We start from the raw sequence: 19,296 nt of genomic DNA, 5'->3' as shown, positions 1-19,296 counted from the left end.
CCGTAAAAGCGTCGACCGCACCGCAGGAGCGCCTGTAACTTTCTGCAAGCTCTTGCATTTGGATCATCGCGGTGCTTGACTCATGGACCGCCGAAGGCAGTGCTGCTAGCGGACAGGGGGAAGGGCATGGTTGCCGTTGAGTCGGAGGCCGTTGTACGAGAAGGGCTCGACGCGAATCTTGACGTTGCTGTCCTGGTGGCGAGCGAAGTCGTGTGCGCGGGGCTCGAGGCTTTGTTGAGCAGACTTCCGGCAGTCGGCGGGGTGCGCGTTCTCCCGCTCGAAGCCGACGACCTGCCCGAGCGAATCGGGCCTGCCGATGTGCTGATCGTCGCCGCGGACCAGTGGAGCATGCTGGAAAGCTGCACGGGTGTTTCCGGCCTGCCCTCGACCCTGGTATTGGGAGACGATCTGTACGAACGGTGGAACGGGGATCTCTCCTCGCTGCCGGTGGACGGATTCCTCTCTCTGAAGGACCTGTCGGTGCAGACTCTCGACGACGCTCTGAAGCGGGTGACCGTGGGAGAGATGCCGATTCCGGCCTCGCTCGCCAAACGCCTGCTGACCGGCGGACGGGGTCGCGGAACAGCCTCCGCCCAAGGGGTCATTCCGCTGACTTCCCGGGAAAACCAGGCGTTCGTGCTGCTCGCCGACGGCATGAGCAACAAACAGATCGCCCGATGTCTCGGCATATCCGTGCACGGAGCGAAGCGACTGGTCGGCTCCATCCTTCTCAAGCTGGGCGCCTCGAACAGGACCTCGGCAGTGATCACCGGAATGAAGTCGGGGCTTCTGTGACCGCAGCGGCCCCTTGCCGGTGACCCGGTTCCCAGCTGTGGGCGACCACGCGGAACGGAGCGGACCCGACCAGCGCGACGGCTCCGACGTGGCCGGGCCGCACCGGGATGTCGTCGACACGCCAATGCACCGCTGTCGGGCCTGTGGGCGCGCTGACGTGACACGCGCCCAGGCCGACCGGCAATGACAGCGCCTGGCCCAGGCGTGCCCCGACGGCCTTGACGCAGGCTTCCTTCCGTGTCCACAGTGCGAGGAAGGAGGCCCACCGGCGTGCGGGCGTGGCCGAAGCCACCTGCCGGCTCTCCTCGGGGCGGAAAAAGCGGGCGGCGAACTCCCGGGGATCCAGCCCCGGCCGGGGGCGCTCGATGTCGACGCCGACGTCCCGGTGGCGGGAGACGGCGAGCAGTGCGGCGCCCTCCGCGTGACTGAGGCTGAAGGTCACCTCGCCGCCGGCCACCCGCGGTTTGCCCCAACGACCCGTCACAATGGGGACCTGACGTGGCGACATGGACAGACACAGACCCAGGACCTCGCGTTTCACTCCATGGGCGACGGTGAACCGGTTCCGGTGCAGATCGTCGGCCAGGCGACTGCGGCGGGCCTCCTCCCCGGGGCTCAGCACATCGGCGAACCCGTCGGCCGGGACGTCCAGCGAGAAGTGCCAGACGTGCACCTCGTGACACGCCGGCGCACCAGCCCGGTCCGGCCCGTGCGACGGCGCGCTCATGTCCCGACGGGCCGTTCACCCGACGGCGCTGCGATGCCGTGCGGCCGGCCGCCGCCTCGCATGACGTCGTTGAAGACGGACAGACGCTGCAGGTTCGACGTGCCCTCCATGAACTCCAGCCCCTGCGCGTCCCTGGCCATCTTGTCCAGCCGAGGATGTTCGAGCCGTGCGCCGCCGCCCATGAGACTCAGCGCCTCCTGCGTCGCTCGGTCCGCCAGCCGCGACGCCGCGAGCTTGGCCGCGCAGGCGAGCGCGCCGTCCGAGGGATCGGCGTCGACGGCCCGGGCCGCACGGTGGGTGAGCTGACGAGCGCTCCGGATCCGCTGGTCCATGACGTCGAGCTGTTCCTGGACACGCCGTGACGGTGTCCGCCGTTCCTCGAGAACATATGCGTGGGCCGCGGCGGCGACACCGACGCCCATGGCTGCGATGACCGTCCGCCACAGGTTGAAGGTGCGCAGCCAGCCCCACATGCCCTGTCGGATCGCCGGAAGATGCCGCCCCAGCAGGTGTTCTCCCGGAACCCGCACCGCATCCAGTGTGATCGCGCCGAGCTGGATGGCACGCAGGCCCACGGTCGGGATGGGCTCGGCCGAGAACCCGGGGGTCGCGGTGTCCACGAGCACGGCCCGGATACCGAGCGGCCCCGGTGACATGCGGGCGAAGACCACGGCGATGCCGGCACGGACGGCGTTGCCGACGAACCGCTTGCCGCCGCCGAGGACCAGACAGTCGTCACCGGAGGACGGGGTGAGGGAGGTCGCCATGGAGGTCGCGTCCGATCCCCGTTCGGATTCCGTCATCGCGAAGCAGGTCCAGGTCGGCCGTTCCAGCAGCCGGCCGTAGAACCAGTCCTTCTGCGGACGGTCGCCCAGGGCGTCGACCAGGGAACCGGCCATGTCCGGTCCGGGTACGGAGAGCAGGAGTCCGGCATCGGCACGCGCTCCTTCCTCGAAGAAGACCACTCGTTCCAGCGCGCTCCTCAGATCGAAGCGCTCACCTCCGATGACCAGCGGAGCGGGGGCGTACTCGCGGGGTATCTGCGACGTGGCGGCTCCGGCCAGCAGCGGCAGGTCCACCATGCGCAGCACCGTGCCGGGATCCCGTTCCAGTTCGGCTGCGTACGGCAGGATGTCGGCGGTCCACTCCCGCACCTGTCCCCGAAGCAGGGCGAGACGTTCTCGCGTTTCGTTCACAGCTCACCTCCCACGGCGGCGTAGCCGCCGTGCGGCCGGACGTACACATCGCACAGCAGCTCCGACGCGTACGCCGCGCGCGCCGGGCCGGCTGCTGCGTACCCGCGGGCCCCCAGCAGCCGGAGCAGCATGCGGTCGACCTCGGTCAGCCGGTCGTGCCAGTGACGCAGACCCGTGCCGGACAGGGCGTCGGAGCCGACTGCGACCAGGGCGCTCTCGATCTCCAGGTGCTCGACGGTGGCGTCGGCCACGGTGCCTTTGACCATCTGCTGCTGCAGCAACGGGGAGCCCGAGAAGGTCCGCTGTCCGAGGTGGGCCGCGGCCAGGCCGAACAGCTGCCGGGAGTGCCCCAGCCGGACCCAGGCCAGAGCCGTGCCCCACCATCCGTCCCAGTCGCGGGGCCCGGCCGCGTGCGGGCGTCCGGCCGACTGCGGCGGCTCCCATCGCAGCGTCGTCAGACCGGACCCGTCCAGCAGGACGGGGCCGGCCTCGGAGGAGCGGCTGGGTGTCAGGTCCGCGTACCGCTCGCCGGTCCAGACCCGACGGGCGGTACGCGCCACCGCCACCGGCGCGATCACATGGCCGCGGACGCCGCCGGCCACGGTGTCCGGGCCCAGAACGCCGTGAAGCAGCGTCAGCGCGACGACCAGGCCGTTCGACGCGGCCTCGTCATGCCCCCGCTTCCGGAGTTCCGGGTCCCTCACCGCGTCCTGCGGCGACGGGGAACGGGAGTCCTCCCGCACTATGCGACCTCGAGCGCTCGGCGCACGTAGCCGACGAGGCTGCCCACCTTCTCGAAATCGGAGGGTTCCAGCGTCTCCGGGTCGAACTCCACCCCGAGTTCCGTCTCCAGTCGCATCAGGAGTTCGAGAACGTTCGTCGAGTCGAAGTACAGATCGTCGAAGAGCCTTGTCTCCGGCGACAACTCCGCCGGATCACGCTGCACCATGCCAGCCACCGTTCCGATCACCTCTGCGGTGATGTCCCGGTGTTCTGTGGTCCTGTCCGTCATCGTGCCCGTTCCTCCCCGACGACCGCTGTGGCCGTCCGATGTCTCGGCGGCTCCGCCTCGCAGGCGACGCCGAGGAGTGAGGATTTCCGAGTCCGCAGCGGGCGACAAGGCTCGATGGTCGCGCTACCGGTGCGCTGGACAGGCATAGCCCAAAGGGGAGGTCTACATCCGTGCCGACGGCCTCCAGAATGTGAGGGGCCGTCGGCCGCTTCTCCTTTTGGCCCCAGGCCCCGGAGTACCAGGACACGTAAGGCTGCGTAACGATGCATGTGGTGACCTTCGCCTTCGAGTGCGGAGCCTTCGATCCGCGACTGATGCGGAGCGGCACCGCTGCCTTGGTGTGGAATTCCGCGGTCGAACTCGCGGAACGCGGACACACGGTCTCGATCGTCACGCCGGCCCACGGCCACGGCCCGTATCTGCGTGAGCGATACGGTGCCCGGGACACCGCCTTCGCGGACGAATTCCGGATGCCCCTCGTCCTGGATCCCGCGGTCTGGCACGGTTTTCCTTCCCGCGTCGACGTGCCGCTGCGTACCACGGCCCTGCACATGAGGCATCAGGGAGTGGACCTCTACTTCCTGTCCAACACCTGCCTCGACCTGCTTCCGGAGACGTTCCTCCCGGACGCCGAGGCGGAGGGTCGCGACCTCTCGTTCTTCAAGGAGCCGGTGTTCCAGGTCGCGGGAGTCAGGTTCATCCGGCAGGTCCTGGGGGCCGCCGACCTGGTCCAGGCGTACGAGCCGTACCAGCACTACCTGCTGCCGGTCGCGCTCCGTGCCACGCCGGGGATTCCTGTCGTGAGCACCGTGGCCACGAACGTGCCGGTCAACGACAAGGTCCACCGGCCGCAGGTGGAGGAGTTGCTGGCCCTGCTGGGAGCGGAAGCCGACCTCGACGGCTACGCGGATCCGCCCGAGGACCCGGGAGCGCTGCACGAGGTCCTGCGCCGGTACCTGCCGTCGACCCTGCTGGATCCGGCCGAACGGCCCGGCGGTGTCACCTACCGGTCCCTCGTCCTCGAATTCGCCGCGGCCGTCGATTTCCTGACGCAGGGACAGAGCGAATACGTCGCCACCTTCGCCGACACCCCGTTCGAGGCGCGGTTCAGACGACTGACGGTTTCCGAGGTGCTTCGGCGCAACGCGGACAAACTGTTCGTCGGAGGCTGTGCCGTCTCCGACAGCTGGTTGCGGCGCACGGCGGCGAAGGAGCACCGCAGGGACTTTCTTTCGGGCCTCGGACTCGACCCGACGTGGCCGACCTTTTACCACAGCGCGCGTTATGCCCCCCATCACAAGGGACAGTCGGAGTTGTTCCAGGCGGTCACCCGGGTGCTGGACGAGGGCCTGGAAGCCAACTTCCTGATCCGGTGCGCCCTGCCCGGCACGAAGACCCGGCAGGAACTGCCGCCCTCTCTGCGCGAAATGACGGAAAAGCACAAGAACCGGTTGCGTGTGAACTGGGAGATGGTCGACGAGGCCACACTCTTCGACTACGCGTCGGCGGCCGACTTCTGCGTCTTTCCATCGAAATTCGAGATGGACACCTTCCTGATCGCCCAGGGTGAGGCCATGGCGTGCGGGGCGGTACCGATCGCCACCCTGCAGTCCGGCACCCGCCACTTCGGGCACGCCTTCGACTGGCACGAGCAGGCCGAAGCCACCGGTTTCGCCGTGGCCCGCTCGTTCCGTCCGGACGATGACCTCCTGCGGGACCGCCTGGCCGAGCGGATCCGAGAGGCTGCCCGTCTCTACCGTCATGACGCCGGCACGTACGCACGGCTGTCCGAGCGCGCGCGCCGGACCGCCCGGCAACTCACCTGGGACGCCAGCACCCGGCTCCGCGAGGAGCGGTTCCAGCGCGTACTGGCCGGTGCCGTCGTCCCCGGCGATCCGGAGACCCTGATCCGCCGGGGCTGGTACGAAGGCCTCGACGACCAGACGTGGGCGGCGCATCGCGAACTGATCGCCTTGAGCGCCGCCGCGCAGGGTAGACCGCAGGAGTGCGTGCGCGCCTGCGCCGGTCGTCCTGACCTCGCGGAGGCGGCCTTCCGTACGGCGTACCGTGCCGCGCGATTCCAGGTCTGCGAGGCGCTGCTCGGCATGCCGGGGCACCCGGGGGAAGCACACCAGGTCAGGCACAGGCTGCGCGCGCGGGAGAGGGGCGGCCGTGCCGAGGTCGTGTACCACTTTCCGCATGCCGAGCGGGTCGAGCTGTTCACCCCGGGAGCCGACAGCCCGGCCGACGGCTTCGGACAGCCTCTGAACCGGGAGGGCGACACCTTCCGTGGCAGCGTTCCGGGCCCGCTCGGCGACCACCCGGTGGTCCTGCTGGTCACGTTGCCCCGCGGCCGCTTCGTCTGGGACGAGGTCCGCCCGGTTCCGGAGCACTGAGCCCACTTCATGCGTCGTGCAGCGTCTGCGAGCCGCTCAGCGCTCCGCTGCCTCACAGGACCGATAGGGGAAGACTTCCGTGACAGAACCCGACCGACCGGAGCCCGTGCCGGATGCGCTGGCCGACCTTGCCCGCGCCAAGGGTGTGGACACCTGGTACCGCGCCGCGGACGGTACGGGCAAGCCCGTGTCCCGGACCACTCTCACCCGGGTGCTGGCTGCCCTGGGAGTCGATGCCTCGACCCCCGAGGCGGTCCGGCAGTCACTCGCGCAGCACCGGCGGGACCAGGCGTCACGCCTGCTGCCCCCTTGCGTGGTCGCTCGCGCCGGCCGTCCGGCGCGGCTGGAGGTGGGGCCGGACACCCGGATCGTCGTGGACCTGGAGAACGGCGACAGTCGCGACGTCCCGGCCGGTGAGCCGGGGGAGCCGGGCCCAAGGACGCTGCCCACCGACCTCCCCCTCGGCTACCACACCCTTCGGGCGTCGTCGGCCGACGGGTGGGTGACCACGCCGCTGATCGTGACCCCGGACGGCATCCCGACACCGGAGCGACGCGGGTGGGGCTTCGCCACGCAGTTGTACTCGGTCCTCTCCGACCGCTCCTGGGGAATGGGAGACCTGGGTGACCTGAAGAGCCTCGTCCACTGGTCGGGCAGCGCGCTCGGAGCGGACTTCGTCCTGATCAACCCGCTGCACGCGATGCTCCCGGCCGCGCACTCGGACCACTCCCCCTACTGGCCGTCCAGCAGGTACTTCGCCGACCCGGTGCACCTGAGGGTCGACGCCGTGCCGGAGTACGCGGCGCTGGCGGGCGAGGACCGGGCCACGGCGGACGGACTGGCCGAACGAGCCGATCGCCTGCGCGAACGCGTGCTGTCCGGGGACGACCTGATCGACCGTGACGTCGCTTGGCAGCTCAAGCGTGCGGCCCTGCAGCTCCTGCACCGGGTGCCGCCGGCCTCCGAACGCCTTGACTCCTACCGCGAGTACGTCGCCCGGGAGGGCCAGGAGCTGACGGACTTCGCGACCGCGCGCGCACTGGCCGAGGTGCACGGACCCGACTGGCGCACCTGGCCCGGTCCGCTGCGCCACCCCGCATCGCCCGCCGTCCGGGCCGAGCGGGAGAGACTGGCCGGGGAGGTGGAGTTCCACCGCTGGCTCGCCTGGCTCGTGGACGGTCAGCTGGCGGACGCCCACACGGCGGCGGAAGACGCCGGGATGTCGGTGGGGGTCGTGCACGACCTCGCGGTAGGGGTACACCCGGGGGGTGCGGAGGCCTGGGCCCTGCAGGACTGCCTCGCGACGGGGGTCGACGCGGGCGCGCCGCCGGACGCGTTCAGCGCCCAGGGCCAGAACTGGCGGCTGCCGCCCTGGCGGCCGGACGCACTGGCCCGGACCGGCTATGCGGCGTACGCCGGGCTGCTCCGCCGGGTCTTCCGCCACGCGGGCGCGGTACGCCTCGACCACGTCATGGGGCTCTTCCGCCTGTGGTGGATCCCCGAGGGCTCGGGCATCGGGGAAGGGACGTACGTCCGCTACGACCCCGAAGCGATGCTGGGGGTGCTGGCTCTGGAGGCCCTCCGGGCGGGTGTGTACGTGATCGGCGAGGACCTCGGTACCGTCGAGTCCGGCGTGCGGGACGAACTCGCTGCACGTGGCGTGCTGGGAACGTCGGTCCTCTGGCTGACGCGGGAGAGCACGGCTTCCGGTGAGGAGGACCCGGACGGCGCGATCGTGCCCGCACACCGCTGGCGTCGGCAGTGCCTCGCCACCCTCACCACGCACGACCTGCCCAGCTCGGCCTCCTGGCTCAGCGGGGACCACGTGGAGCTGCGCCACCGGCACGGCCTGCTGTCCGCGCCCCTCGCCGAGGAACAGCGGGCCGCCGGCCTGCTGCGCCGGACCTGGCTGGACGAGGTCGCCCGGGCAGGCTGTGCCACCGAGGACGCGGACGACGACACCGCCCGTCTGGTCTCCCTGCACCGCTATTTGGCGCGCACTCCGTCCGTTCTGCTCGCGGCCTGGTTGCCGGACGTCGTCTCCGACGTGCGGAGTCCGAACCTCCCCGGAACGTCGGGCTCGTACCCGAACTGGCAACTGCCGGTCTCGGACGCGCACGGCCGGCCCGTCACGCTCGACCAACTGCGCACCGCGCCCCTGGCGCGTGAGCTGGCCGCCGCCCTCGCACCCGCTGCCGTGACCGGGGGAACCCGGTGAAGGCACTCGTGCTGGCGGGCGGCACAGGAAGCCGGCTGCGTCCGCTCACCCACACCATGGCCAAGCAGCTGATCCCGCTGGCGAACAAGCCGGTGATCCTGTACGGCATCGAGGCGATCGTCGCGGCCGGGATCCGCGAGATCGGCGTGGTGGTCGGTGGAGCGGCTCGTGAGCTGAGGGACGTCATCGGTGACGGATCACGGTTCGGCGCCCGGATCACCTACCTGGTGCAGGAGGAGCCGCTGGGCCTGGCCCACGCCGTGCGGGTGGCGCGCGACTGGCTCGGCGAAGACGACTTCCTGATGTACCTCGGGGACAACTACCTGTCGGGCGGCATAGCGGACCTCATGGCGCGGTACCGCGCCGAGCGGCAGGCCCGAAGGGCTACGGGCGCGCCACTGCGCCCCGCCGACGCATGGATCCTGCTGGCCAAGGTCGCGGACCCCACGCGGTTCGGCATCGCCGAGCTGGCGGGGAACGGGACGGTCGCGCGCATGGAGGAGAAGCCGGCGGTGCCGAGCAGTGACCTGGCGGTCGTGGGCGTCTACCTCTTCACCCCCGCCGTGCACGAAGCCGTGGCCGCCATCGAGGCGTCGGCACGCGGCGAACTGGAGATCACCGACGCCGTGCGCCGGCTGATCGACACCGGGCGGACGGTCCGCGGGTCGCTGGTGACCGGCTACTGGAAGGACACCGGCGAGGTCGACGACCTGCTGGAAGCCAACAACGCCGTACTGGAGGACGTCGAGAGGTCGGTGCACGGCGATGTGGACGAAGGCAGCGAGGTCATCGGGCGGGTGCGCATCGAGAAGGGCGCGTCGATCGTCCGGTCACGCGTCGTGGGCCCCGCCGTCATCGGTGCGGATGTCCGTGTGCACGACTCGGTCATCGGTCCGTTCACCTCGGTGGCCGACGGCTGCCGGATCTCGGGGAGCGCCGTGCGCTCCTCCATCCTCCTGGACGGCGTACGGCTCGACGGCGCCGGCCCGGTCGAGGGCTCGCTGCTCGGGCGGCACGCATGCGTGTCGGGCCCGGGGCCGGGCCCGGGGCCCCGGCCGCAGCGGCTGGTGCTCGGTGATCACAGCAGCGTCCTGCTCGTCGGCTGACCGTACCCGTCCTCGAAAGGACCCACCTCAGGAAGGCTTTGAGGGCACATCATGAAGATCCTCGTCACGGGAGGAGCCGGCTTCATCGGCTCGCACTTCGTCCGTTCCCTGTTGACCTCGGGCGAACGCACGGACGCGCCGCCGACCACGGTGACCGTTCTGGACGCCCTGACCTACGCGGGCAATCGCGCCAACCTCGCACCGGTGGCCGACGATCCGCGCCTTGCGTTCGTCCGGGGAGACATCCTCGACGCCGGTCTGGTCGACGGACTCATGGCCGGCCACGACGCCGTCGTGCACTTCGCCGCCGAGTCACACGTCGACCGCTCGATCGCCGCGGGGCACGCCTTCGTCGCCACCAACGTTCTCGGGCTGCACACCCTGCTGCAGGCGGCCGTGAGGCACGGACCGCGCACCTTCGTGCACGTGTCGACCGACGAGGTGTACGGGACGATCCCCTCCGGCTCCTGGACGGAGGAGCAGCCCCTCGCGCCCAGCTCTCCCTACGCGGCGTCGAAGGCGGGCGCGGACCTCCTGGCGCTGTCCTACCACCGGACACACGGCCTGGACGTACGGATCACCCGCTGCTCCAACAACTACGGGCCTCACCAGTTCCCGGAGAAGCTGATTCCCCGGTTCGTCACCCGTCTCCTCGACGGACACAGGGTTCCTCTCTACGGCGACGGCCGCCACGTGCGGGACTGGCTGCATGTCGAGGACCACTGCCGTGCCGTCCGCCTCGTCCTGGAACGCGGAAGGCCGGGCGAGGTCTACAACGTCGGCGGCGGCACCGAACTGTCCAACAGGAAGCTCACGCAGCGGCTGCTGGATCTGTGCGGCTCCGACTGGAGCAGCGTGGAACACGTGGCCGACCGCAAGGGCCACGACGCCCGGTACAGCGTCGACTGGTCCAAGATCCGGTGCGAGCTGGGGTACGCGCCGCGGCGCTCCTTCACGGAGGGCCTGGCCGAGACGGTGTCGTGGTACCGCGAGAACCGCTCCTGGTGGGAGCGCCCGGATCCGTCCGATCCCTGCCCGTCCCTGTGCGCCGTGGAGAGGAACAGGTGAGCCACGTGTCCCCGCTCGTCGATTCGAGTTGTTACCACGCGGCGGTGGCCGCCCTGCTGCGCTCGGCGGACCCGCAGGCCGACCCCGCCCGGATTCTGGGCAACAGCGCCTCGACCGGGGCCGTCCGGGACGCCGAAGGCCGGCCGGTCTTCGGCGAACCGTTCGTGCAGTTCTCGGCCATGGCCGAGCGGCGGGGATACCGGCTGCTCGATCACCGTGTGCGCGACACCGCGGGGTGGCGGGAGGCGCTCGGCGCGGTGGCCGAGGGCCGCACCGTCGCCATCGCGGCCGACGCCTTCCACCTCAAGCACTTCTGGCCGGGATACGGCCGCAGCCATGCCCTGCACGCGATCGTCGTCAGCGAGCTGGACCCGGTCGAGGCCACCGTGCACGTCCTGGATCCGGGGCAGGCGGTCTACCTCGACGGCCGTCTGCCGGTGGCGGACCTGGAGGCGGCGATGTGCCGGGAGGACGCGGGACAGTCCTGGATGGAGGTGCTGCGTGACGCGCCCGGGCAGCCGGGGACACCGGCCCCGGGTGGGCTCGCGCAGGAACTGGCCGTGGCCGCCCAGGAGCTGACCCGAGGGCATGACGGGTTCCTCGGGGGCGCCGAACTGGTGGACGGCCTGCGCAAGCGGCTGGACGACTACGTGGAACTCGTGGCCGAGCGTCCCAGGGGCGCCGAGGGCAACGAGCTGAGCTGGGGAGTCGGTCAGGGGCTCGTTCTCGGCCTGTGGTGGTACCACCACGTGCTCCGCTGGTTCTCCCGTTACCTCGGGCTGCTGGCGGACGACGCGGCGGTGCCGGTCGGGCCCGGGCCGGCCGCGGGAGCGGACCGGGCCTGCCGGGACATCCTCGTGGTGCGCAACCTCCTGATGCGCCTCGGGGTGATGCCCCGGACGACCGAGCGGGCCCGCGAGTTCCACCGGCAGATCGGCGTCAGGCTCGACAGTGCGTACGACGATCTCCACGCCGTCGCGGCACAGTTGACGTCGGCCGTGGGAGTCGCCGTATGAGCCGCACGAGCCATATGAGAGGCGTGAGCGTGCCCGTCGGCGCCATGGCCGTCGACCTCGCACCGCACCGCAACAACGTCGGCTGCTCGACCGCGCAGGAGCCCGGCGGTGAGGGATTCGACGGCTTCGGCCGCTTCCTTCCTGCGGAGATGCTGCACGACCTGGCCCCGGCGCTCGGACTGGCCAAGGACCACGGCGCGGGCGCTCCCGACAACGTGGCCTGCGAGGGACAGCTGATCCGGCTGCCGCGCAGCGGCGCCGTGGCGGCGCTGCACGCCGTGGGTGCCGGATCCGGCGGCTCCGTCCAGGAGGTGGTCCGGCTGCGGCAGGACTGCGGCGGCGAGGGAACGGATCTCGTCATCGGGTTCAGCGACATCCTGGCCCGGCACCCCGCTCCCGGCGAAAGCTGCTGCGCCGAGGGGGAGTTCTTCCTCGACTCCGGTGGCGAGGCGGTCCCCGGTGCCGTGCCCCGGCTGTGGCAGGTGACCGCCGAGTGCGCGAGCGCGCCCCGCTGTACCTGGCTGGAACTGCCGTACAACCCGGACCTGCACCTCTTCGGGCTGTGGGTGTCGTTCGCCGAACAACGGGAGGTCGCACCGTGAGATGCCTCTACCTGTGCCAGGAGCTGGCACCGTACTTCGTGGAGGGCGGTCTCGGTCAGGCCGCGCGGGCGCTGCCGGAACTCCTGCACCGCCACCACGGCCTTGACCACACTCTGCTGATTCCCTACTACCCGCGGCTCGTCGACGAGCAGGGCCTGCGCACGGAGACGGTCGCCCGGCTCCCCGCCCTGACGGTCGGCGGCGCGGCAACGGTCGAGCGGCTGATCGGCCACGACGGTTCCTGCGAGGTCCTCCTGCTGCGGTCCGACCGCTGGTACGACCGAGAAGGGATCTATCGCGACGGCCGCTACGTGGAGTTCCCGGACGCCGCCGCACGGGCCGCCTTCTACGGAAGCGCGGCGGCACAGTGGGTACGCGGATCCGGGCGGTCCTACGACCTGGTCCACGGCAACGACTGGCAGTCCGGGCCGGCGCTGGCACACCTGCGCCACCTGCGGGGCAGGGCAGGACGGCGGCCCGCTCTGCTGATGAACGTGCACAACGGCGAGTACCGCGGCGACGTGTCCCCGCAGCAGGCGGCGCAGTTGGGCCTACCGGACGAGTTCACCGCGCTTCTCCTCGACAAGGCGCAGGGCAGTCCGAGCCTGTTGCTGACGGGCCTGCTGGCCGCGGACGCGGCCACGACGGGAAGCCCCGGGTACGCCCGCGAGCTCACCGAGGCGTTCGCGGGCACGCCACTCGGTGACGCGCTGAAGCCGCTGCACATGGAAGGCATCGTGGCCGGCGTGGACCGCAAGGTCTGGGACCCGGCTGACCCCGGCCCGCTCGCCGTTCCCTACGACGGCCCTGAGGTGGCGGACGGCAAGCTGGCCAACAAGCATCTGCTGCAACGCCGTACGGGCCTGGACGCCGATCCGCACATCCCCTTGTTCGCGGTCTGCGCCCGGCTCGTCCCCGACAAGGGCATCGATCTCGTGTTCGCCGCCCTCGGTCCGCTCCTGACCAGCGGGCGCGCGCAGTTGGCCGTCGTCGGAACCGGCGACGCCGAGTACCTCGAAGTACTCGCGGACCTCCGGGACCGCGCTCCGGGGGCCGTCCACCACACCCCGCGCTTCGACCAGGAACTCGCCTCCCTGGTCTACGCGGGCGCCGACTTCACACTCATGCCGTCGCGCGTCGAGCCGTGTGGCCTCAACCAGTTGATCGCCATGGCCTACGGCACCATCCCGCTGGTCAGCGCGGTCGGCGGCCTACGGGACACGGTGACCGACCTGCGGGACGACCCCGCGCAGGGCACAGGATTCCACTTCGCGGCACTCACCCCGGACGCGGTCGGGCACACCGTGGACCAAGCGGTGAGGTGGCTGGCCGAACACCCCGGCGAGGTGGAACGGACCCGGCGGCGGGCGATGTCCCACGACTGGTCCTGGGAGCGTACGGCCCGGCAGACCGCGCGGCTCTACGAACGCGTGGTGGCGGGTGACTGACCGGACGCCCCGCACCACGCACGACATCACCCGGCACCCTTCTCTCCGCGGACGGACGACGAACATGGACAGCACTCATCAGCGCACCGCCCACATGCACGGATACCTGACGGGCATACGGCGGGCGGTCGATGAGCTCTCCCTCACCGAACTCGCCGCCGTGGCAGAGCTGCTTGAGGAGGTGTACCTCGCCGGCCGGACCGTCTTCACCTGCGGGAACGGCGGGAGCGCGGCCACGGCGTCGCACTTCGCGGTCGATCTGGCGAAGAACACCCGGCAGCCCGGTGCCGCGCCGATGCGGGTGTACTCGCTCGTCGACCACGTGCCGGCGATCACCGCGTGGGCCAACGACGTCGGATACGAGTCCGTCTTCAGCGGTCAGCTCTCGGGCCTGGCGCAGGAGGGCGATGTCCTCGTGGGCATCACCACCAGCGGCAACTCCCCCAACGTGCTGGAGGCACTGCGGCTCGCCCGTGAACTCGGTGTCCGGACCGTGGGACTGCTCGGCCCGGTCGCCGACAAGGCCGTCGCGCTGAGCGACCGCTGGGTGAAGGCCCGGGCCGGCTCCATCGAGGAGCAGGAGGACATCCACATGATGATCGCGCACATTCTGACCCGTCACATGCGCGACTTCGTCACCGCGCGCGCCACCGAGCCCGCCCTTACCGCGGGAAGAGTCCGTTGACCCCCGTACACCGCACCAGCGCGACGCTGACGGACGGACGGCGCATCCACTACTACGACGAGCACCCGGGGCGTCCGCAGGCGGACGTACGCCACGAGCCGGCGCCGACGCCGGTTCCCTCCTCGTCACTGCGTCGCGATCCGACGACACGCGAGTGGATCCTGATGGCGCCGCACCGACGCGGACGGTCGGCCACCGGTCCGTACTGCCCTCTGTGCACCGACTCGCCCCGCGAGGTGGTGGAAGTACCGGGAGGCGCTTACGACGTGGCGGTGTTCGACAACCGTTTCCCCGCTCTCGGCGGCCCGGGCACGACCGGGCCGGCGGACGGCTCCGCGCTGCTCGCCAGCGCCCCGGCGCCGGGACGCTGCGAGGTGATCTCGTACAGCAGTGACCACGGCACCACACTGGCTCGGCTGCCGCTGTCCCGGGTCCGCACCGTGGTCGACGCGTGGGCGGACCGCACCCGGGAACTGAACCGGCTCGACGAGGTGGAGCAGGTCGTGTGCTTCGAGAACAGGGGCGCGCAGGTCGGGGCCAGCCTGGACCATCCCCACGGGCAGATATACGCCTACCCGTGGATTCCCGACCGGTTCCGGCGCATGCAGGAGACGGCGCGGCAGGAGCATGCGTGCGGCGAGGACTGTGTGTTCTGCAGGGTTCTGGAGGCGGAAGAAGACGCGGGAAGCCGCGTCGTGGCGCGCTCCGCCCACTGGACGGCGTTCGTGCCGTTCGCGGCCCGGTGGCCGTTCGAGGTGCACCTCTACGCACGACGGCACGTCCCGGACCTCGCCGCTCTCCAGGAGGAGGAACGCGACGACCTCTCCGGCATCTACCGCTCCGTGCTGCGACGCTTCGAGACGGTGGCCGACCGGCCGTTGCCGTACATGGCGGTGTGGGTTCAGGCACCGGCCCGCCACGACCGTGAGCTGGCCCATCTGCGGGCCCAGGTGTTCTCCGACCGCTGGGACTCCGGGGCGGTCAAACGCATGGCCGCCGGTGAGCTGGGAGCGGGAGCCTTCGTGAGCGAGACGGACCCCGAGCGAGCGGCCGAGGCACTCAGGCAGGCACCGGTGACGACATGAACGCGGACACGGGCATGTGGGTGAGCAGCGCCCCCCTGCGCATATCCCTCGCCGGCGGAGGCACCGACCTGCCCGGCTACGCCCGCCGCTTCGGAGGGACGGTGCTCGGGGCCGGCACGGATCTGCGGGTCACGGTCGTGGGCAGGCGCGCCCGCAGAGCGACCGGGATCCGGGTGTGCCTGGACTCCTGCGGCCGTGCGGAGTCGGCCCGGGAACTGGCCAATCCCTTCGCGCGGGAGGCGATGCTCCGTCACTGGGACGGCACTCCTCTGGATCTCTTCTCCACAGGGGACGTGCCGGGAGCCACCGGCATGGGCAGCTCGGCCGCGTTCTGCGTCTCCCTGGTCGCCGGGCTGTCGGCGGAGCCACTGGACGCATGCTCGCTCGCGAGGGCGGCCAGCGACATCGAGATCGAGGGCCTTGGCCGGTCCGTGGGCCGGCAGGACCACTATCTCTCGGCCCTGGGCGGATTCCGCCTGCTGCACTTCCACCGGGACGGCACCGTGGACGTGGAGGACGTCGCGGTGCCGGACGGGTTCCGGCGCCGGCTCGGCGAAGAGCTTCTTCTCTTCCACACCGGGACCAGCCGCGACGCCGGCGACATCCTCAGCGACCAGGCCGGTGGAACGGAGAGGGGTGACAGGGACACCACGCACCGGTTGCACGAGATCAAGGAACTCACCGCTCCCTTCAAAGACGCCCTGGTACAGGGGCGGTTGACCGAGATGGGGCGTCTTCTCGGACGCCACTGGGAACTCAAACGCGGCCTCGGCGCCCGCGTGTCCCTGCCACGGGCGGACCGTGCCTACGAGGACGCCCTCGCGGCCGGTGCCACGGGGGGCAAGCTGCTCGGGGCAGGCGGGGGCGGGTTCCTGCTCCTGCACGTTCCTCTCGATCGACAGCCTCACGTGCGCGAAGTCCTGACCGCGCACGGGATGCAGGAGCAGCCCTTCGCCTTCGACACGCGCGGAGCCGTCCTGCACACCCTCTGACCCCGCTCCGGCGGATCCCCCGCCATCCCCGGGCCGTTCCTGGCCCTCACCACCCTGGAGAGTCGTTTCCGTTGTCCCTTCTGGCCTCATACCGCAGGTTGTTCTCCCACCAGGGGAGTTTCTCCTTCACCGCAGCCGGCTTCCTGGCCCGGCTGCCGCTGTCCATGTACGGCATCAGCACCGTGGTGATGATCGCGACCGTGCGCGACTCGTACGCGCTCGCGGGATTGGTCTCCGGGACCAGTCTCGTCGCGGCCGTGCTGATCGTGCCGAGGATCAGCCGTCTGATCGACCGTTACGGACAGAGTCGCGCGGCCGTTCCGGCCACCGTGTTCTCGGTGGTCTTCTCGGTGCTCCAGGTGGTCTGTGTGCGCAACGGCGCTCCGGACTGGACGCTCTTCGCCACCGCTGTCCTGTCGGCGACCGCACCCAACGTGGGGGGTATGGTCCGGGCGCGCTGGGCGGAACTCCTCAAGGACGAACCCGACGCCATGCACACGGCGAACGCGCTGGAACAGGTCCTCGACGAGGTGGGTTTCATCGTCGGCCCGATCCTGTCCGTCGCCCTGTGCACGGCACTCTTTCCGGAGGCGGGAGTCCTGGGGGCGAGCGCCCTGACGCTGGGAGGCACGCTGCTGCTCACCGCTCAGCGCAGGACGGAGCCGCCGGTCCACGAGCCGGACGCCGGTCAGGCGTCCTCGCCGCTGCGCAACCGAGGGCTGCAGATCATGATCCTGACCTTCCTCCTCACCGGAGCGGTCTTCGGGTCCCTCGAACTCACCACGGTCGCGTACACCGAGGACCTCGGCCACGCCTCGTCGTCGGGGTGGGTGCTCGCCCTGCTGGCTCTCGGCTCGGCCGTCGCCGGCCTCGCCTTCGGCGCGCTCACCGTCAAGGCCGGGCAGACCACCCAGTTCGCGGTGGGAGTGGCCGCGATGGCGGCACTGATGCTGCCGCTCCTGCTGGCCGACGGACTGCCGTCACTGATGGTGCTGATGTTCGTCGCCGGCATGGCGACGGCACCCACGATGATCACCGGCATGACGTTGGTCCAGCAACTGGTGCCGCCGGCGCAGATCAACGAGGGCATGGCGCTGGCCGTGACGGGCTTGCTGGGCGGTAACGCCCTGGGGTCTGCCGTGGCCGGTCGTGTCGTCGAGTGGTTCGGTTCCGAGGCGGGTTACCGGATTCCGTGCAGTGCCGCCGTCCTCGCGGTGGTGGCCGTCCTCGCCGGGATGAGGACGCTCACCCGCGGAGTGGCGGCGAGCACGGGCGATGACCACGGCGCCGAGGAACAGCAGGCCGTGGAGCAGCGCTGAGCAGCGGGTGCCGACCCGGTCCTCACGGACCGGGTCGGAGCAGTTCGGCCACGGATTTGTCCAGAACGGTCTTGTAGTAGTCCTCGGAGAACGTCCATATCCCTCTCCGGGGTGACAGGGACCGTAGTTTTTCGATCGAGACCGAGTGCCTGCTTGTTTCCTCGACGTACTGCCGCACCGGATTCGTCGCGGTCAGCGCGGCGACATGGTCGACGATCGCGTCCACTTCCGTGGACCGACCGGATGCCAGATTGATCGTTTCTCTCTCGATCCCGGCGCTCAGCACCATGTCCGTCATCGCGACGAAGTCGTCGACGTCGAGCAGGTCGCGGCTCGCCCGGCGGAGGATGCGCACCCGGCCGTCGAGTGCCTGCGCCACCAGGGCCGGGACCAGCTGATGGGGCCGCTGCCCCGGGCCGACGAGATGAGTGAGACGCATGATCAGCCAGGAACAGCCGGACTGCTTCACCAGGTTCTCCATGGCGAGCTTGTGCCGGCCGTACGCGGTGCGGGGAGTGTGCCGGCAGCTTTCCGTGCCCGAACAGTCCCGGGCGCCGTACAACGCTGCGGAAGCCGTGGAGAAATAGAGCAGCTTCTCTCCCCGGGACGCACAGCGGCGTGCCTGGTCGACCACCAGGGCGGCCTCTCTCGCCACATCCTGCTGCGTGTACTCGGCGCTTATCCGGGACACTCCGGCCGCCAACGCGACGACCCCGGAATGGCGGTGGGAGATCGTCCGCAAGGCGGCGGCGACAAAGCCTCTTCCCACGATCTCCATGAACCCGTTCCTCCGGTGAACCGGGCGTCCCACCGCCCGGAGGTGCCCTGTGCGGTCGAAGCTAGGCGGGCAGGGACGGCGCCGGAGGCATCATCGGCGCGGACATGGCGCCGGACGTGTTGTCATACCCGACTGGCTCGGTTGTGGCGGCCGCAGGACCCGGGCTACTTCTTGGGTACCACGTGATCGTTTCCGACCCGAAGGCGTCGCCGACCGGAAGTGGAGTGCTCCATGACCTCCGTCCGCACTGCGCGGGCCGACCGCGGCAGTCGCACACCGCGTGCGCGGAAGCCGGCGGTCTTCCTCGACCGCGACGGAACGCTCACAGAACCACGGCACTATCCGAGCCGGCCGTCGGATCTCGTCCTGCAGCCGGGAATCGGTCCGTGGCTGCGGACCCTGCGGGAAGACCACGGTGCGGCTCTGGTGGTCGTCACCAACCAGTCCGGGCTCGCCCGCGGCCTGTTCACCGGCCTTGACCTGGCGGCGATGCACCGCCACCTGCAGGCGGAGCTCACGGCCGTCGACGTGGAGCTGGACGCGATCTACACCTGCCCGCACCACGTCGACGGCGTGGTGCCCGGGCTGGCGCGGCGCTGCTCCTGTCGTAAGCCCGAGCCCGGGCTGCTGCTCCGTGCCGCGGCGGAGCTGCGCCTGGACCTCTCACGGTCGTGGATGGTCGGCGACTTCGCCACGGACGTCGAGGCGGGCACCCGTGCCGGCTGCCGGACGGCCTGGGTCGGACCGCAGGCGGCTGTCACGGCGAGGACCGGAGAGCTGCCGGTGCCGACACTGCGCAGTGCGACCACCGCGGAAGCCCTGCAGGCGATCTGCCGTGACCTCGGCGTCTGAG

The 19,296-nt window shown here is 70.6% G+C and carries 18 protein-coding genes; 13 read left to right on the top strand and 5 right to left on the bottom strand.

Annotated elements, in window-relative coordinates:
- Nucleotides 1-126: 126 nt before the first annotated feature.
- The gene (locus ABZ471_RS22530) at nt 127-795 is read left to right on the top strand and encodes a LuxR C-terminal-related transcriptional regulator (RefSeq protein ID WP_359068566.1); all 669 of its coding nucleotides are present in this window, start codon (nt 127-129) and stop codon (nt 793-795) included.
- Here ABZ471_RS22530 and ABZ471_RS22525 read toward each other — a convergent pair.
- Genes ABZ471_RS22525 through ABZ471_RS22510 form a run of 4 tightly spaced genes read right to left on the bottom strand, consistent with a single transcriptional unit; the run spans nt 767 to nt 3,730 of the window.
- Nucleotides 767-1,522, bottom strand: coding sequence for a 4'-phosphopantetheinyl transferase superfamily protein (locus ABZ471_RS22525; RefSeq protein ID WP_359068565.1), 756 nt, complete (start codon nt 1,520-1,522; stop codon nt 767-769). The two genes, ABZ471_RS22530 and ABZ471_RS22525, sit on opposite strands and share 29 nt — an antisense overlap.
- Nucleotides 1,519-2,718 carry an acyl-CoA dehydrogenase family protein gene (locus tag ABZ471_RS22520; protein ID WP_359068564.1) on the bottom strand — a complete coding sequence of 400 codons (1,200 nt, stop codon included), beginning with the start codon at nt 2,716-2,718 and terminating at the stop codon, nt 1,519-1,521. Before ABZ471_RS22520 ends, ABZ471_RS22525 begins: the two co-directional genes overlap by 4 nt.
- On the bottom strand, nt 2,715-3,461 hold the full coding sequence (locus ABZ471_RS22515; RefSeq protein ID WP_359068563.1) for a hypothetical protein: 747 nt from the start codon (nt 3,459-3,461) through the stop codon (nt 2,715-2,717). Before ABZ471_RS22515 ends, ABZ471_RS22520 begins: the two co-directional genes overlap by 4 nt.
- On the bottom strand, nt 3,461-3,730 hold the full coding sequence (locus tag ABZ471_RS22510; RefSeq protein WP_359068562.1) for an acyl carrier protein: 270 nt from the start codon (nt 3,728-3,730) through the stop codon (nt 3,461-3,463). Before ABZ471_RS22510 ends, ABZ471_RS22515 begins: the two co-directional genes overlap by 1 nt.
- A 272-nt stretch (nt 3,731-4,002) precedes the next feature.
- On the opposite strand from ABZ471_RS22510, the gene ABZ471_RS22505 reads away from it, so the two are divergent.
- From ABZ471_RS22505 to ABZ471_RS22455, 11 genes are all read left to right on the top strand, one after another.
- Complete coding sequence (locus ABZ471_RS22505; protein WP_359068561.1) at nt 4,003-6,126, top strand: glycosyltransferase; 2,124 nt, start codon at nt 4,003-4,005, stop codon at nt 6,124-6,126.
- Nucleotides 6,127-6,205: 79 nt separating this feature from the next.
- Nucleotides 6,206-8,344 (top strand): 4-alpha-glucanotransferase, encoded by a 2,139-nt coding sequence (gene malQ, locus ABZ471_RS22500; protein ID WP_359068560.1) that lies wholly within the window; start codon nt 6,206-6,208, stop codon nt 8,342-8,344.
- Nucleotides 8,341-9,450, top strand: coding sequence for a glucose-1-phosphate thymidylyltransferase (locus tag ABZ471_RS22495; protein ID WP_359068559.1), 1,110 nt, complete (start codon nt 8,341-8,343; stop codon nt 9,448-9,450). The genes malQ and ABZ471_RS22495 overlap by 4 nt, the downstream gene beginning before the upstream one ends.
- A 51-nt stretch (nt 9,451-9,501) precedes the next feature.
- Complete coding sequence (rfbB, locus tag ABZ471_RS22490; protein ID WP_359068558.1) at nt 9,502-10,518, top strand: dTDP-glucose 4,6-dehydratase; 1,017 nt, start codon at nt 9,502-9,504, stop codon at nt 10,516-10,518.
- Entirely contained in the window at nt 10,515-11,534 is a 1,020-nt protein-coding gene (locus ABZ471_RS22485; protein WP_359068557.1) for a hypothetical protein, read from the top strand. Before rfbB ends, ABZ471_RS22485 begins: the two co-directional genes overlap by 4 nt.
- Nucleotides 11,531-12,136, top strand: a complete 606-nt coding sequence (locus tag ABZ471_RS22480; protein WP_359068556.1) for a hypothetical protein — start codon at nt 11,531-11,533, stop codon at nt 12,134-12,136. The genes ABZ471_RS22485 and ABZ471_RS22480 overlap by 4 nt, the downstream gene beginning before the upstream one ends.
- Nucleotides 12,133-13,584, top strand: a complete 1,452-nt coding sequence (locus ABZ471_RS22475; RefSeq protein WP_359068555.1) for a glycogen/starch synthase — start codon at nt 12,133-12,135, stop codon at nt 13,582-13,584. Before ABZ471_RS22480 ends, ABZ471_RS22475 begins: the two co-directional genes overlap by 4 nt.
- Before the next feature lie 64 nt (nt 13,585-13,648).
- Nucleotides 13,649-14,269, top strand: a complete 621-nt coding sequence (locus tag ABZ471_RS22470) for an SIS domain-containing protein (RefSeq protein ID WP_359068554.1) — start codon at nt 13,649-13,651, stop codon at nt 14,267-14,269.
- Nucleotides 14,266-15,354: a galactose-1-phosphate uridylyltransferase gene (gene galT / locus ABZ471_RS22465; protein WP_359068553.1), complete on the top strand. Its 1,089-nt coding sequence runs from the start codon at nt 14,266-14,268 to the stop codon at nt 15,352-15,354. Before ABZ471_RS22470 ends, galT begins: the two co-directional genes overlap by 4 nt.
- Complete coding sequence (locus tag ABZ471_RS22460) at nt 15,351-16,346, top strand: hypothetical protein (protein WP_359068552.1); 996 nt, start codon at nt 15,351-15,353, stop codon at nt 16,344-16,346. The genes galT and ABZ471_RS22460 overlap by 4 nt, the downstream gene beginning before the upstream one ends.
- 71 nt (nt 16,347-16,417) lie before the next feature.
- On the top strand, nt 16,418-17,665 hold the full coding sequence (locus tag ABZ471_RS22455) for an MFS transporter (RefSeq protein ID WP_359068551.1): 1,248 nt from the start codon (nt 16,418-16,420) through the stop codon (nt 17,663-17,665).
- Between the two features lie 22 nt (nt 17,666-17,687).
- On the opposite strand, the gene ABZ471_RS22450 is transcribed toward ABZ471_RS22455, so the two are convergent.
- The gene (locus ABZ471_RS22450) at nt 17,688-18,443 is read right to left on the bottom strand and encodes an NAD-dependent epimerase/dehydratase family protein (RefSeq protein WP_359068550.1); all 756 of its coding nucleotides are present in this window, start codon (nt 18,441-18,443) and stop codon (nt 17,688-17,690) included.
- A 231-nt stretch (nt 18,444-18,674) separates the two neighbouring features.
- Here ABZ471_RS22450 and ABZ471_RS22445 point away from each other — a divergent pair, with 231 nt between their 5' ends.
- On the top strand, nt 18,675-19,295 hold the full coding sequence (locus ABZ471_RS22445; RefSeq protein WP_359068549.1) for an HAD family hydrolase: 621 nt from the start codon (nt 18,675-18,677) through the stop codon (nt 19,293-19,295).
- Nucleotide 19,296 lies beyond the last annotated feature (1 nt).

Source organism: Streptomyces sp. NPDC005728 (assembly GCF_040630895.1).
Taxonomy (GTDB): domain Bacteria; phylum Actinomycetota; class Actinomycetes; order Streptomycetales; family Streptomycetaceae; genus Streptomyces.
The sequence above is the reverse complement of the archived record's forward strand: the minus strand, read 5'-3'. Positions and strand labels throughout refer to the sequence as shown.